A 14,703-nucleotide genomic window follows, 5' to 3' on the forward strand; every position below is an offset into this window, starting at 1 on the left:
AAGTTTTAAATTATGAAACAAGTCCACAATATGCCAACATGCAACGAGATTTACAACTAACTATTAGAATGGCAATTAGTTTTCTAGTCCTTACTCTGATCTATCTTGTATTTTTGGGCTTTATTGCAACGTATTTTGGACTAGGTATACTTCCCATTGCAATGATTGCAGGATTGATGATTGGTGCACAGTGGTTCTTTTCTGATAGAATTGTATTATGGAGTACAGGGACCAAGATTGTATCGAAAGAAGAATTTCCAGTGTTACATCAAATAGTAGAAAGTTTATGCCAAAAAGCAAACATTCCAAAACCAAAAGTTGGAATAATGAAAAGTGATGTTCCAAATGCATTTGCAACTGGAAAAGGCCCAAAAAGTTCGGTAGTGGTTGTAAGCCTTGGAATTTTGAAAATATTAGACAAGGACGAGCTTGAGGGCGTTTTATCACATGAACTCACTCACATAAGAAACAGGGATGTTACAATCATAACACTTGCAAGTCTGTTCTCTACAATCGCATGGTTTCTCATGCAATCTTCAATGTTTAGTACAATGTGGGGAGGAGGATATGGTGGAAGACAGCAGCAGGGAGGCAACACAATTTTAGTTCTAATAGTAGCAGGAATAGTGTGGTTCCTAAGTTTTCTAATCATCAGAGCAATATCTCGATACAGAGAGTTTGCAGCAGATAGAGGTGGGGCATATCTTACAGGCAAGCCAATGAATCTATCCCGTGCACTGATGAAGATAAGCGGAGAGGTCAAGGTTGCGCCAACCCAGGAACTTAAAAAAATAGAAGGAATGAATGCGTTTTTTATAATACCTGCAATATCAGGTCAGACCATTGCGAGATTCTTTTCCACGCATCCTCCAATCATGGAACGGGTAAAACGCTTGATGCAAATAGAACAAGAACTTCGTGACTAGGACCAACTAGGGGCATAATTAAAAAATTATCAAAGTCTAATTTTTTTTCTTTACAGTCAAGTTGAATTCTTTGTGTAGTATTGGCTTTTCCTTGTTATTTCCAAACACTTCGACTTTAATCTTAAAAGACATTGTACTAAGTGGAATATTATGCGGAGTTATTGTAATTTCATGCTCACCTGTATTTTTGTCTGGAAAATCCAGCGGGGGGAGTTGAATTACAGTATTACTAATTGTAACATATTGATTACTTGCATCATCAGTTATTATCTTTAGGACAAGGTTATCAAATTTTTCCTTAAAGTTTTTAACATTAACTTTAATCATTGCGGATTTATCAGAGTCTATTTTTGATTTTGATAATTCAATTTTTTCAAATGCCAGTTCTTTTTTAAATAATCCCAATGTTTAACCTCCATCTTCCTGCATATTGGTCATAAATAAAGTAAATGTAGATTCTAATGATAATGAAGAATATCACCAATGATAATCAACAATGGTAATTTGTGATGATTCTTTTTATAACACAAAATCATTAGAGTAATGTTCAAGACCATGCAAAAATCAAAAATAAAAAAAGAGTTGCCAAAAAATTCAACTACACTGCTCCTTGGCATTCCAGGACCAGGATTGATAGGAACCATGGCAATTACATACATCATTCAATCATTAAAGATGGATCTGATAGGAGAGATAGAAAGCAGCCCTGCATCCATTGTCTTTGTAGACAATGGCCAAATTGTAGGACCTGTCAGAATTTACAAAAAAGGCAAAACATTTGCAATTTTATCTGACATTCCAGTAGATTACGACAATGTAGTAGACTTTGCAGAATCAGTAATAGACTTTGCAAAAAGAAACAACATTGGCATGATAATATTTACATCGGGCATTCACGTACCTGATAGAAACGTAACAAGCCTCAAGACATATGGACTAGTAACCAATGAAAAACTTGAAAAAACTCTATATGATAATGAAATACCCAAGTTTCTTTCAGGAATAATAAGTGGACCTGATGCCACCATCCTTACGCAGTTGAAAAACTCATCAATACCCACCATGGCATTACATACGGAATGCAATTATTTTTTCCCCGATCCTGATGCTGCAATGCAGACCATCAAGACAATATCACGTATAATGAAAATAGATATCGATTTAACAGAATTTAAGAAGCAAATTGACTACCTAAGACTACAAAACAGGCAACTTATGGAAGAGACACTAAATGTAATGCAAGCACAAAGAGAACAACCATCATCAACTCCTCCGCAGATATACAAGTGAGTGTCATGTCAGATTTTAGTTCCATCATAGAAAAACAGATGAATTACGTTTTTGGAAATACACTATTTGATGATTTTATACACAAAGAACTAGTTCCCCTGTCTCATCTAAAAGAGAGGCATGCCAGTTGGACTTTGGAAGTTGACTTGCCACTAGTCGACAAGAAGAACTTGGAGGTAACATTAGCAGAGAACCATCTAACTGTAAAGGCCAAACTAACCAAGACATATTGCATTTCAAGAGGCAGTGCAGTTACAGAGTTTGATTATTTTAAAAAGACAGTAAAACTCCCTGGCGGAATTAATACAAAACAAATTTCGGCAAACTTTAAGAATGGGATTTTGAAAATTACAATGCCAAAGCCTGCAGACGGTAAAAAGATATCAGTCAAATAAATCATTTATCACAAGACTGCAACCTATGGATATAATAAATAAAATTTATGAAAATAACTCTAGATTCAATATCACAGATATTACAATCTATTACACATTGAAGTGACGCTAGTTATCACATATGAAAATCCCTTTGTGATTTATTAAGTACTAGAATGTAGTACATGTGGTACAAAAATGACAGAGCAACACAAAACTGTCCATATTGATGAATCAGACAGAGGCAGTTGTTATTATTGCGGCAGTCCTGCAGCCATCAAGGTTGGCATGTGGTCTGAACTCTCACCTACAAATGAAGAAGACGAAAAACAGAGCTGGCGAGCTGTTCTGATATGCAAGGAATGCAATAGTAAACATAGCTGGGTTGACGAACAAGGTTTACCAGACACATATCTTGGATACTAGATAAATCCAAGACCTTTCGAGTCTACAGGATTTTCAAGTTTTTAATGGTTTTAGGCAAGTGAGATTTGGTGACCAGCAAGCGTACAAAATATGCACAGTGTATAATATTTATTCCAGATATCTCGCGTACAACCACATTTACAGTCACATTTTTTTAATTTCAATTTGTTATCCTATATATCATAAGAATGACGTGGGTATTTGTAAGATTATCTAATTATCAATTTGACAAGATCTAGTGAACAATTGTAACAGGACAGGCTGCGTGTTCAGAGACATGCCTTGCAGTACTTCCAAGTCTTTTCAGGGATGAAACACCTGTTAGTCTTCTACTTCCCATCATGATTAGATCAATTTTTGATCTTTTTACCTCTTTTATGATGGCATTAGATACATCATCATGGACAATTTTATAAAATGCCTTTGCTCCTTCCTCCCTGCATTTTTCTGTAATTTTTTTTATCTCCTTTTCACCTTGCTCTGTTAGAGATTTTACAACCTGTTGATAATTCATAACGGCAGTTCCTGAAAAAACAGAGTCACTTATTGGATAGTAGACCGGAATCACCATCAAGAGTTTTAGATCAGCATTAAAATTTCGTGCAATATCTTTTGCCAACTCTAATGCTTTTTTTGAAAGTGGTGAACCGTCATACGGAACTAGAATATTTTTTAGCAACAACTAGAATAATTCCTTAACTTTACTTCTGTATGCTTCAACGATTTGTCCAAATTCTGCAAAGTCACTTGCAGATGGAGTTTGCATTCGAAAAGCAAGCTGAGCTACAAAGAGTGTAAACGCGTTTCCCATCATCATGTTAAAAGTCAATTCAGAGAGGTCTCTAACTGCAGGAAACGCCACTTTGAGAAATGGCAAGTATGCCTTGGTCTGGTTTAACATAAGTTCCATGTTTTTCTCAATTGCTGCTTTTACCTCAGGCTGGATAGTCATGCTAATTCACCGAGACGACCTGGTACGGCTTTGAGTGATAATGAGTAGAGCATAGAAACACCATTTCTCCATTTAATACCTTGGCTGTAATCGATATTCCATTTAATTCTTTTTTACATACATGACAGGTAAGCGGCTTAACATCAGATTTTACAAACTTTTTTTCATGTGAAAAATACAAGTCCTGAGATAGGAATCTTTCTACCATGTTCATAAAAGACGGATTCAATATTATTAAAGTGATCTTCATTATCAAGACTGGTTCCAAGTGGTTATCACATGTGATAATCCTGCCAGAAATTTTATACTAAATTAATGAATTTATTTTCATGACAGTAGCTCGCGATATAATGTCAAGTAAAGTAGTCACAATTGAATCAAATGTATCATCTACTGAAATTGCAAAAATCATGGATAAAAACAAGGTAAGCAGTATCATAATAACAAAAGATCAAGTGCCAATTGGCATAGTAACGGAGAGAGATTTAGTATCAAAAATTGTTGCACAAAACAAGAGGCCATCTGAAGTAAAGACTTCAGATATCACAGCATCACCTCTTGTCATAGTAAGTTCCATTACACCCACAGATGAGGTAGCAAAGAAAATGGTAGACAAAAAAATTAGGCGAGTTGTGGTAATGGACTCTGACCAGGCGCTAGGAATCATAACAGTGACAGATTTTGTCAAGCACATGCATGAGATGCTTGCAGATTCTGAAAATTACAACAAGGTTCTCTATCAGCATCTAATAGAAGACTGGGAATACTGGATGTCCTAATCAAGACATAAATTCACTACAGTGTAAAATTTGAAATTAATGTATCAAACTAGGATGGTTCCAGTATTACCATGTATGATAATAGGATGTCAAGTTTTTATGTATCAATTTCATACTGGAACCATTGGATAATTTTTCTGCTAAAGACATAATGAAGAACCAGGTTGTTACAGTTGATGCAGCCATATCAGTTATGGATACAGCAAAGATAATGGATGATGCAGGCATTGGCTGTGTTGTTGTTATAGAGAACAATATTGCAGTGGGCATAGTAACAGAGCGCGATTTTGTCAAGAGGGTTGTATCTCGCGGAATTCCACTGACAACTCCAATAAAAAAAATAATGTCCTCTCCGTTGATTGTAGTAAATCCAGAAGAGAACATTTGGGAAGTGGCAGAACTTATGAAACAGAGAAGAATTCACAAGGTTCCTGTAGTACATCAAGATCTCCTAGTTGGAATAGTAACAGCAACTGACTTGACTAAATTATGCAGTATTGGCTCTGACTCGGAGATGCGAAGGATAACAGACCAGATACTTTTGAGAATGAAGCCTGCAGACAAGTAATTTAATTAAAATTAATTTTTAACTATAGCACGTACAATGTCTGTCTTTGTTACAATTCCTACCAAGAGATTGCCCTTGACAACTGGCAATCCGCTAATTCCATGCCTTATCATCAAAAGCGAGACATTTGATACATCATCTGCTACATCTACAGTTATTGGGTTTGATGTCATTATATCAGTGGCAATAAAAGTCAAAAGATAACTTAGTTGGTTTGAGCGATACTCTTTGGGATTTGTAGCCATCCTATAGTTTTCAACTTCAGTTGGATCTCCGGATTGTTTTAGCCATAGAGGCATCTTGGCAGGTATGAAATCACGGTGAGTGATAATTCCGACAGGCTGTCTGTTTCTTTCTACAACTACTCTAGAGATTTTATTGTTGACAAGAACACTTTCAACATATAGAAGCGAATCTGCGGGTTTTACTGTAATTACATCTCTTGTCATGATTTTAGAGACTTGTAATGGTTCTGTGGCTTGCGTCAAAAATACGGATGCCAAGTCTGTCTTTGTAATAATTCCAGATAGGGTCTTGTCTTTGTGTAGTACTATAACAGAACTGATTTTATTATCAAGCATTAATTTAGCACAGTCATGTAACGTTGCACTTTCTTGGACTGTAACAAGGTCTTTGGACATGACATCAGATACGCGTGTAGCCTCTAGCGGTTTTGCATCAATTCGATAGATTGCCTTTACCAAGTCTTTTTCTGTTAGCATGCCTACTGGTTTTTCTTTCTCTGATACGATCAGTCGGCTAATCCCGTGCTTTAGCAAGATCGCTCGTGCGTCCAAGAGGCTAGTTCGGGGGGTTACTACAATTGTTTTTTTAATTACCTGGTTGATGCTGTCATTTTTTAATTTCAATAATTTTCATATAATTTGGGTAGATTATAGGCTTTTTACAAATCTCATCTGTGATAACAATGTATGATGTTAACACTTGATAATTAGAATCCAGGTAAGTGAATGGTCTTAGAAGATTTGACATCCCATTGGTTCGGGCCCGGGGGTTCTCTTACTGACAGTCGGAACGGGCCCAAGGATTTTTGTGAATAAAATTTGACATAAAATGTGCAGTAAGCTAATTTGGAGTAGCTACAAAACTCCTTTCCTTAATTTTTTATTTTTCTTTAGTTTGATAGGATTTAGATGAATTATTTTCTTCCCTATTGAATATCATTCTTCTTTTAGAATCTATTTTAGATGGAGTAGTAACGCTAACATCGGTAGGGCTTCCCGCGGTCGTCATCCGTACCGACTTGCACCTTATCGGTTGTAATGGAGAAATCAGCTTGGTAGCTTGTGATCAAACCGCCTGTTGTGTAGTCCCCGACATTATACGCTATGCCGCCTCCAACGAGTGCTGTACCTGTACCACCGGCAATCAGAGCAGTCGAAGTTGCTGCAGCCATTCCTATTGCAGGAATTGCAGCACCCGCGGTTCCAACAATTAGAACCACTGCGCCCACTGCCAAGAGTGCAACACCTAAACCCTTCCAGAACGACGACCTCCTTACCCACTCATACACATCTACTTGGAAGTGCCCAAATATTTGTGTCATGAGTTTGAAGTGGTCTACTCTGGTACACTCATCATGTGGATCATCACCCGTTACTGTCTTTGATTCAATGTCATAGCCATTTGGGACCCGATCCGGGGGTTCGGGCTTGTTGTAAGTAGGAGGAATAAGCGTGTAGTCTACCCAAACTGAGACACCACCACGCACTTCAACAGGCATATCGGTTTCCTATAGATTCAAGTCCTTTACGGATTATCTTGCCTACAATCATGGCGGATTTGTGTTTTTAGTCAATGCGTGTTGTTTCAAATCAAGCTCAAAACTATCAATTTTTTGTGACTTTGTCTGCCACGATTCATTTTGTTTTGGAACGATGTAATATTCACCGCTTATGGTATTTTGTGTGACCCTTAAAATCATGTATCCATTATGATCCGCATTGTAATTTTCCAAAGTTACATCGTTATTGTTAGTATCTACATATGGAACTTGTAGACTATTACCATCAGGTTGTTTTTGCATGTAATGTAAATTATGATAGCCTCCGGCACCTGCAACAATATAGGGTGCTTGACGTCCCTTGATATTTCGTGTAAATCTCTGGTAGTTATGAACATGACCGTTAAATACCATGTCCGGGATACGTCCAGATTTGCTAAAAGCATTATCTAGTACACCGTCAATTGTTTTGCTGCCTGAATGATGTGCGTCAAGAGAATACGCCGGATGATGAACAGATACTATCAATGCTTTATTTTTTGGTGCGGTATTTAGTTCATTTACAAACCAATCAATTTGGTCCTGATCAAATTGTCCTCCTTCTGGCACATTAGAATACAGACCAATCATTGTTGCAAATGGTGTGTCAAGTGTCCAGTATACATTTGGCTGTGTCATAGTATGACGTGGACACTCGCCAGCATCAGGCGAGGTTTGTGGTTCACGAGCACAAAAGTTTGCAACAAATGCTTCAAGTGATGGAGTATTATCTCCCGGAGCTACATCACCATCATGATTGCCAGGAATGGCAACAATTGGTGCTGGATAGTGGTTATATGGTTCATAAAATTGAGAGATATATTCACTTGCGGCACCGTAGAAATAAACTACATCTCCCAAATGATAAAAAAATGTCGGAGCATTAGAATTATTATTAACAATGTCATCTTCCATTGCATCTGCAACAGATTGTTGCGGGTATGGATCCTTTATTCCTCCAGTATCCCCGACAATATGCAATACCATTTCTCCAGATTTTTTAATTGATGAAATCTGGTTTGCAGACAATATGCCATCTAATGACATATGATATGGACTCTGACCTGTAGGATTTGGCAGTTGTTCAAACTTTTGGTTACCAGTTGAATTCTGTTTAATGCTGGAATTTAATCCGCTTGGACGTTTTTGACCAAATATTCTTTGTTTTGGCGATGTATTGATTTTTTTGTGGAGTGCAGAACGTTTGGTAGTAGAACTCTTCTGTCGAACCATGTTATCATGCGATTGTTTTTTCCGTATTTGCAGCGACGTATTGAGCGTGTGTCGATATAGAATTTGCCAATGTGGTAAGACTATCAGTCAGGAAAGGCAATGTGTTGGCATCCATAGTTTGAATGAGTGTCTGTAAGGTGGACATGTTTGCGTTTGAAAGCTTTGCAGAAACCATTCCTTGTTCCACATCTGCTGGTATTCCGTTAGCCTGCCATGAACGAAGAGTTGCGCGTAGGTTATCCACAGTGAGCGAAGGATTAGCAGTCACAGCAGCTTTGATTTCAGCGATTGCAGCTGTTAGAGATTCTGATAAATTGTTTGTGCTTGTTATGAGTTGGCCAGCAAGTGTCTTGTATGTGGAAGTCTGCAGATTAATGCCGTCAACATTCTTGTCCAATCGAGCTGCTATTAATTTCCCCTCTGTCGCACTTAATGCATCATAAGTAGATACGCCTTGCAAGGACAAGTTCAAGAATGCTAATGTTTGTGGCAATTTTGTGCTAGCGGGTATCGATGGAATAATTGGCTTGACGATCGCATTGTAGATGAAGTCTGGTGCCGGAGGATCCTGTGCCGAGGCAAGTAGTGCTGCTGCGGTAGCTAAAGCGGCTGCAGCACATGCAGCGCCAATTCCAGCACCTATGCCGAAACTGAATATCCCAGAAATGGCACCACCAACTGCACAGGCTACCGCGGTGGCATCAGCAGCTACGCATCCGTTCGCGTCAGTGATTTTATTAGATGGAACAGAAACTGTAATACTTAGTTGATTCGAGTTTTGTGGTGGATATCCATTCCCCCATGAATCCTGTAGTGTCATTTGTACTACATAGTTGAAAGTCTTTGAAGTGGGGGCAACTATTATTCCACTTGGAGACGCCACCCACCCCCAATTCTGGGTTATCGAATTATACTGCATTGGATTAGGGTTTGGCCCTATGTCGGCAGTAACGGATTGAACTCCTCGCGTAGCTATCTGATTATTATTAGTGTTGGTCTCAATCAGTGAACATGAGGCTTTCATTACACTCCATTTACTTTGGTTGAAGAAATTGCCGGCAATACCGTAAGCAGTATTCCACTGGACAGTGGATGGGGCACCAGTTGTCGGATTTGTCCAATTCCACCATGATGCGTTTATGTTTTCTTCGATGACAACCAGTTGGGCAGTTGCAGTAAATGGACCATTACCACCTGTAACTTTTAGAGTGAGGGTGTGAGTTCCTATCATATACAATCCTTGTGAACCTTGCTGTCCCGGATTAAACTGTAGGGCAATGCCACTCTCTCCGGCAGAGAAAGAAGAGAACGTGAAAATTCCAGGTGCTGTCTTAGGAGTATTCTTTGTAATTGGAACAGGTTTGCTCGTATATAGAACATTATTGTTATCACTGGTGATAGTAGCTACTACGTTACCAGTACCAATTGAATCAAACATAAGACTGAAGATATTCCACGATAGTTGAATTGGTTGACCTGGTAGAACTGGGCCGCTTATGGTCAACTCACAGCTAGCGGAAAATAAATTAAACTTAATCTGAGGTACTACAGGAGGATGTGGAAGACTCATAATGAGAAAATAGATAGTTTTGTGTTTAAGGCAAACTCACACGTAACACGTGTTACAAACAGGTTAGCATATACCAGAGAATTTATCTTCACAGTATAATTTCAAGGGAAATTTAGATCTAAATTTCCTTAAATAGGTAATTTGGTTATATCAAAACCTAGCTATGACGCTCGAATTTAATCCTGATAATCATGTTCTTATGAGATTTGCAGTTGTCATGGATGGAAAAAATATAAAAAAAACACATTTACATCTTGCGTCAAAATTGAGATGGGATTCATTTCAAAAATATCTTGATTGGTTACAAAGTAAGGGGTACATTACACGTAGTAACATTGATGGATCTGACACATACATTGCAACCCAGCAAGGTAGAGAAATGTTTGATAGACTTTCAAAATTTCTTGAATGTATAAAATCTGAGAAATACAGTACATTGAATTCTCGTCTGGATTGATAAGTTTGAACTCCACAAGACATATGCCAAGAAAAATCATGATTATTGTTTCAATATTTCTTTTTGCTCCGTTTATAATTAACACAGGATATTCTTACGGTAACGCCACTTGCAGTTGTACTGGTAACACAAATAACCAATTAGATATGGTCAATAACGCGATTAGCAACTACAGTCCCATAATATTAGCAATAATAGGTTCTGGCGGATTGGTTGGCATATTTGTAACTCAACATCTTACTGAACGCTATAAAATAAGAGAGCAATATTTTAAACCATATGTAGAATGGAGCCTACAATTTTCTGGCACATTGCATGAATTTGAGGAAATTTGTCGAAACATAATGCTTACGAGTAATGGATGTACTCCAAAAAATTCGCCTACAGACATCATATCACACCTATGTCAGATGCATGACCAATTAGAAGAAGGATATCAACATGTAAGTTGGATAAAGAAAAACAATTGGGCAGATATAGAGCCCTTGGATGATTTCATGGATATTGTGGACAGACTATGGCATTGGTTGGAAAGTAATTATCCTGACGTGTTTATTACATCAAAAAATAATCCAGATATGCGGCTTAAACAGATCTTATTCAGATGCCATCGTATTGGAAACACAGATAGTATTGTAAAAGATATAAGAGATTCCATAGATAGAGATACAAGGACGGTTTTTAAAGAGCATAGCAAAAACCTGGAAAATAAAGTATTCAAAATATACTACGATGAATGGGAGAAAGATTCCATCAACAAGGAAAAACTCGATCAAGTGTTTTTCCATTATTTCGATCCAATTTATTACATATTGGCAGCAAAGGCACCAAATGTTGGTCTCACAACTCTGGACGGCATATTAGGTAGGCTCACGTTAAAAGCCAAAATATTTTTTGGGCAGAAAATCACATACAGATATTCCATTCAAGACTAAAACCAATAAATTTGAATCAGATGTGGATAAGCAAATTCGTTGATCCACATTCTTTCCTTCTTAGAGATATTTCATATATCATGAATTATCATATTCGTTCAAGTCTAAACCTGTAAGACTCGCTACAAAACTCCTTACACAATCGAGAATATTCGGTTTAGCAGGTCTACATTTCTTATTATTTCATCATGGATTTTATCTAATTCCGGTTTTTTAACATCAAAAGTTATACTGTGAGCACTCTTGTTTCCTTCATCGCGAAGTTTCGATATCCAATCTAGTGTTTCTTTGAAATCACGCTTGACATTATCAAAATCCCCCTGTTCAATTCTTTCTTTAGCGTTAGTGATTATTATGTGAAATTGATGATAACGATCTTTGGAGTTCAAATAAGAACTAGTATCATTTTTGTATTTTTTTCGTAATATGTCTATAACTAGATTTTCAAATAATTTTCTAATCAGCATTTGTGCAGAGGAATATAATTCGTAATGGTAGGTAAGATTAATTTCTCTAATTAATTTGGTGTAAAATGCATCTGTAGTATTTGTTATGTCTAAGAATCTAGCATTTTCAGAATATGGTTTTCCATTACTTGAAGTCTGTTCAATTGCTTCAATATGTCTTAGTTCAGTCATTACTTCTTTTATTTTTGCTTTTAACCAATTTTTTCTTAATTTAAAATTAGATTCATCTATTCTAGTAATTTCAGTAAGATCGCTAGTCTGAGAAGAGGATGGTAGACGCTTCTCTATATTTTTTCTTGATTGAACGTACTCATCTAATCTTTCTTTTCCATCCGTAAAACCGGCTTTAAGCAATGTGCGAAATCCCATAGCAATATCAGGTAACTGATTTGGTTTATCAATATCCTGTAACCTTTTCAAATATTCTTCTAATTTTTTAATAAGATATGGAACATTCGGACGTGACGAGTTTATTTCTACATGAGGAGGAGTAGGTTCTAATTTTTCATTAATAGGTACTACGTCTTGAATTTGAATTGTTTCAGGGGTTTTGTCTACATAGCTACCTACTGTACCACATAATGTTCCTATCAGAACACTTTTTTTATAAACATCTATTCTAAATTCATCCAATACATCAAATGAATCAAGAGGAATTTCGACTTCAAAATCGTGCTTGATTGATGAATCACCTGTAATTTTATGTGAAAGAGTTTGCTTATCCTTTGGAATTGGGGTCGTGTTACCTAGTCTTTTATACAAATTGACTACAAAATCCAATTGTACAGTAGGATATACGACACACCTTAAACTTAGAAATTTATCATGAAATGTCGCTTTAGATAGTTTAAAGAAAACAGGAGCACATATTATGTTTCTGGCATTAAATGAAATGTCATCCTTATTGATCTGAAAGATCATGCCGAGATACTCAATAATATCTCTAAAGAATTTTTCTTGAGCTCTCTTATCATACACACGAATTTTATTGTATACATCATGAGCACTGACATATGAATAGCCAAGGTAAGAATCCCATTCCGTATCTACATAATTAGTTGTTCCAACAAATAGTGGAGCAGATAATTCGTGGCATAATTCATTACGATTTTCTACACTGACTCTAAAATTAGAATTAATTAAAAGGAAATTTTGACCCCAATTATCACATATCTTTCCCCATTCCTTCACGGATAATACTGACAGATCTACACGAAAGTCTCTTTCATTTATCATTCCATGCTTATGTGTTAATTCTTTATACTCCTTTTCAATTTGATCCATTTTTTCTCTACGAAATCTAATGACAACAAGAAAAGCATGCCAAGAATTGTTTTGTAAAAGAGATGCCGTTCGTATATCTATACAATTGTAAGTATCAAGCAGAGAATTGGCTATCTCAGCAAATTGCATTTCTAAAATAATGTTAAAGCACTATGTAAATGGTTAGCAATGTATTTGATTTCACGATTTACGATGTAAGCATGATGAAAAAGTCATCTTGATTTTTGACTAAGTTAGTCATTAAATTTATTTAAAACTATCAACAAATTCTTGTGGATTAGCAAGAAAGGTGTGCCAAAGATCCAATGAAAGATCAGGAAGATAATTAGGAATTTCTCCAGTATGATCTAAAAATTTGATTCGTTTCTTTTTGTCATTAAGAAGATATCCGTGATGACTATTTCTATAAACTCTAAGATATTCTGCGACCTCATTTTCGTGTGATTTTATGTTGATCCTAGTATTATGTTTTGAATATAGAACATGTCGTACTGTGTGTTTCAATGTAAATCTCATTCCTTGAAGAATCTGCATTGATCTTGGTGTTTTTTTAACAATTGGTTTCAATTTGTGTTCAAAAAAAGTTAAAGACAACAGATTCTTCCAAATGTCTGTTTCCGATTTTGTTGAGCAAAAATCATGAACAAAATTAGCATATTTATCCAACAGTGTTAGAAATAGTATTTTACGTAAATATGGCTGTTCGATTATTTGTATTAGATAAGTATCAAGACATATCCTAGCTAATGAGAAAGAAACAAGACGTTTAGTTTCCAAGTCAGATAAATTAAGAACAAAATCATAAAGTCGGTTTAGAGAATCTACATACCACTTAAAATATTTAGAAAATATTTTTGAAGACAATGGATTAAAAATTGATCTAGTATTTTTGAACGGTTGCCAGTTAGAATCAGTATAGTATCCTTTTGTCTTATCCATCAAAAATCCATGTAAATTCCAATTGTCATCATACATGCTCATTGGTGAATTTATAACAAAACAAACAATTCCACTCATGGAGCCTGTGATTGATCCTTGAAAATATGGAAATCTTACAAACATTGGAATTTCTAAACCAATAGAAATCAATGTGTCGTGAAAATCAATGCCATATGATTGAGAAAATCCTAGAGAGTGAAGATCAGGTTTGTATTTTTTTGTCAGCTTATTTCCTTCTATTAAAAAATGATGCATTCCAGCAATACTGAAGGGGATAAACCAAATTTTCCCATCTGGATATTTTTTGAAAAATAGAGGAGCGTATAATTTAAGTAAATAGTCGGGGAATAAATTCCCATAAGATCCCGCATTGATCCCATTAGCAATTCCAGTTAATAAACGCCACTTATTTTGTTTTTGAATTTTCTTTATGATGGATTCATGTCGTTTTTTTTCTTTACTCCATGTTTTATTACGATTGGTCAATTGATCAGTAAAATGTAATTTTTCAAGTTTTTCCTTGATATTTTTTTGTTTGTAGTTTAACTTATCCATGATAATGGGTTTTTCAAAAATTCGAAAGCTCAACTCACATATTCTTTATTGATATCATATTTATGGTTAAATAAAGAAAAATGTAAAGAGCTAGAAAAACAGAAAAAACTAGTTGATTTTGAAAGATCTATACTTGGTAGACGCATTTTGAATTACCGAATTTTT

At 36.0% G+C, this 14,703-nt stretch carries 17 protein-coding genes; 9 read left to right on the forward strand and 8 right to left on the reverse strand.

The window, feature by feature from the left end:
* Positions 1–38 precede the first annotated feature (38 nt).
* Complete coding sequence (htpX, locus tag C0Q33_RS01480; protein ID WP_101476972.1) at positions 39–926, forward strand: zinc metalloprotease HtpX; 888 nt, start codon at positions 39–41, stop codon at positions 924–926.
* Positions 927–962: 36 nt separating this feature from the next.
* Here htpX and C0Q33_RS01485 read toward each other — a convergent pair whose 3' ends face one another.
* Entirely contained in the window at positions 963–1,331 is a 369-nt protein-coding gene (locus tag C0Q33_RS01485) for a hypothetical protein (RefSeq protein ID WP_101476832.1), read from the reverse strand.
* A gap of 138 nt (positions 1,332–1,469) precedes the next feature.
* Between C0Q33_RS01485 and C0Q33_RS01490 the strand changes: the two genes are divergently transcribed.
* The 3 genes from C0Q33_RS01490 (at position 1,470) to C0Q33_RS01500 (ending at position 3,016) form a co-directional block, all read left to right on the forward strand.
* Entirely contained in the window at positions 1,470–2,216 is a 747-nt protein-coding gene (locus C0Q33_RS01490; protein WP_101476833.1) for a proteasome assembly chaperone family protein, read from the forward strand.
* A 5-nt stretch (positions 2,217–2,221) separates the two neighbouring features.
* Positions 2,222–2,611 (forward strand): Hsp20/alpha crystallin family protein, encoded by a 390-nt coding sequence (locus C0Q33_RS01495; RefSeq protein ID WP_101476834.1) that lies wholly within the window; start codon positions 2,222–2,224, stop codon positions 2,609–2,611.
* 177 nt (positions 2,612–2,788) lie between these two features.
* On the forward strand, positions 2,789–3,016 hold the full coding sequence (locus tag C0Q33_RS01500) for a hypothetical protein (protein ID WP_101476835.1): 228 nt from the start codon (positions 2,789–2,791) through the stop codon (positions 3,014–3,016).
* Positions 3,017–3,251: 235 nt separating this feature from the next.
* Here C0Q33_RS01500 and C0Q33_RS01505 read toward each other — a convergent pair whose 3' ends face one another.
* Together C0Q33_RS01505 and C0Q33_RS01510 are read right to left on the reverse strand one after the other, a co-directional pair.
* Positions 3,252–3,698, reverse strand: coding sequence for a universal stress protein (locus C0Q33_RS01505; RefSeq protein WP_101476836.1), 447 nt, complete (start codon positions 3,696–3,698; stop codon positions 3,252–3,254).
* Positions 3,699–3,968, reverse strand: a complete 270-nt coding sequence (locus C0Q33_RS01510) for a hypothetical protein (RefSeq protein ID WP_101476837.1) — start codon at positions 3,966–3,968, stop codon at positions 3,699–3,701.
* Positions 3,969–4,297: 329 nt separating this feature from the next.
* Here C0Q33_RS01510 and C0Q33_RS01515 point away from each other — a divergent pair, with 329 nt between their 5' ends.
* The gene (locus C0Q33_RS01515) at positions 4,298–4,747 is read left to right on the forward strand and encodes a CBS domain-containing protein (RefSeq protein ID WP_101476838.1); all 450 of its coding nucleotides are present in this window, start codon (positions 4,298–4,300) and stop codon (positions 4,745–4,747) included.
* Positions 4,748–4,871: 124 nt separating this feature from the next.
* Positions 4,872–5,315 carry a CBS domain-containing protein gene (locus C0Q33_RS01520; RefSeq protein WP_245867280.1) on the forward strand — a complete coding sequence of 148 codons (444 nt, stop codon included), beginning with the start codon at positions 4,872–4,874 and terminating at the stop codon, positions 5,313–5,315.
* Between the two features lie 11 nt (positions 5,316–5,326).
* Here the strand turns inward: C0Q33_RS01520 and C0Q33_RS01525 are convergent, their stop codons facing one another.
* Positions 5,327–6,184, reverse strand: coding sequence for a CBS domain-containing protein (locus C0Q33_RS01525; protein ID WP_101476839.1), 858 nt, complete (start codon positions 6,182–6,184; stop codon positions 5,327–5,329).
* A gap of 480 nt (positions 6,185–6,664) precedes the next feature.
* Here C0Q33_RS01525 and C0Q33_RS09065 point away from each other — a divergent pair, with 480 nt between their 5' ends.
* Positions 6,665–6,958 (forward strand): hypothetical protein, encoded by a 294-nt coding sequence (locus C0Q33_RS09065; protein WP_133120972.1) that lies wholly within the window; start codon positions 6,665–6,667, stop codon positions 6,956–6,958.
* Between the two features lie 149 nt (positions 6,959–7,107).
* Here C0Q33_RS09065 and C0Q33_RS01535 read toward each other — a convergent pair whose 3' ends face one another.
* Positions 7,108–8,331: a metallophosphoesterase family protein gene (locus tag C0Q33_RS01535; RefSeq protein ID WP_101476841.1), complete on the reverse strand. Its 1,224-nt coding sequence runs from the start codon at positions 8,329–8,331 to the stop codon at positions 7,108–7,110.
* Positions 8,332–8,335: 4 nt separating this feature from the next.
* Positions 8,336–9,901, reverse strand: a complete 1,566-nt coding sequence (locus C0Q33_RS01540; RefSeq protein WP_101476842.1) for a hypothetical protein — start codon at positions 9,899–9,901, stop codon at positions 8,336–8,338.
* Positions 9,902–10,064: 163 nt separating this feature from the next.
* Here C0Q33_RS01540 and C0Q33_RS01545 point away from each other — a divergent pair, with 163 nt between their 5' ends.
* Complete coding sequence (locus C0Q33_RS01545; protein WP_101476843.1) at positions 10,065–10,358, forward strand: winged helix-turn-helix domain-containing protein; 294 nt, start codon at positions 10,065–10,067, stop codon at positions 10,356–10,358.
* Between the two features lie 5 nt (positions 10,359–10,363).
* Positions 10,364–11,293: a hypothetical protein gene (locus tag C0Q33_RS01550; RefSeq protein WP_133120973.1), complete on the forward strand. Its 930-nt coding sequence runs from the start codon at positions 10,364–10,366 to the stop codon at positions 11,291–11,293.
* Between the two features lie 134 nt (positions 11,294–11,427).
* On the opposite strand, the gene C0Q33_RS01555 is transcribed toward C0Q33_RS01550, so the two are convergent.
* Together C0Q33_RS01555 and C0Q33_RS01560 are read right to left on the reverse strand one after the other, a co-directional pair.
* Positions 11,428–13,173: a hypothetical protein gene (locus C0Q33_RS01555; RefSeq protein ID WP_101476845.1), complete on the reverse strand. Its 1,746-nt coding sequence runs from the start codon at positions 13,171–13,173 to the stop codon at positions 11,428–11,430.
* 117 nt (positions 13,174–13,290) lie between these two features.
* Entirely contained in the window at positions 13,291–14,538 is a 1,248-nt protein-coding gene (locus C0Q33_RS01560; protein ID WP_101476846.1) for a hypothetical protein, read from the reverse strand.
* Positions 14,539–14,703 lie beyond the last annotated feature (165 nt).

Source organism: Candidatus Nitrosotalea bavarica (assembly GCF_900167955.1).
GTDB lineage: Archaea > Thermoproteota > Nitrososphaeria > Nitrososphaerales > Nitrosopumilaceae > Nitrosotalea > Nitrosotalea bavarica.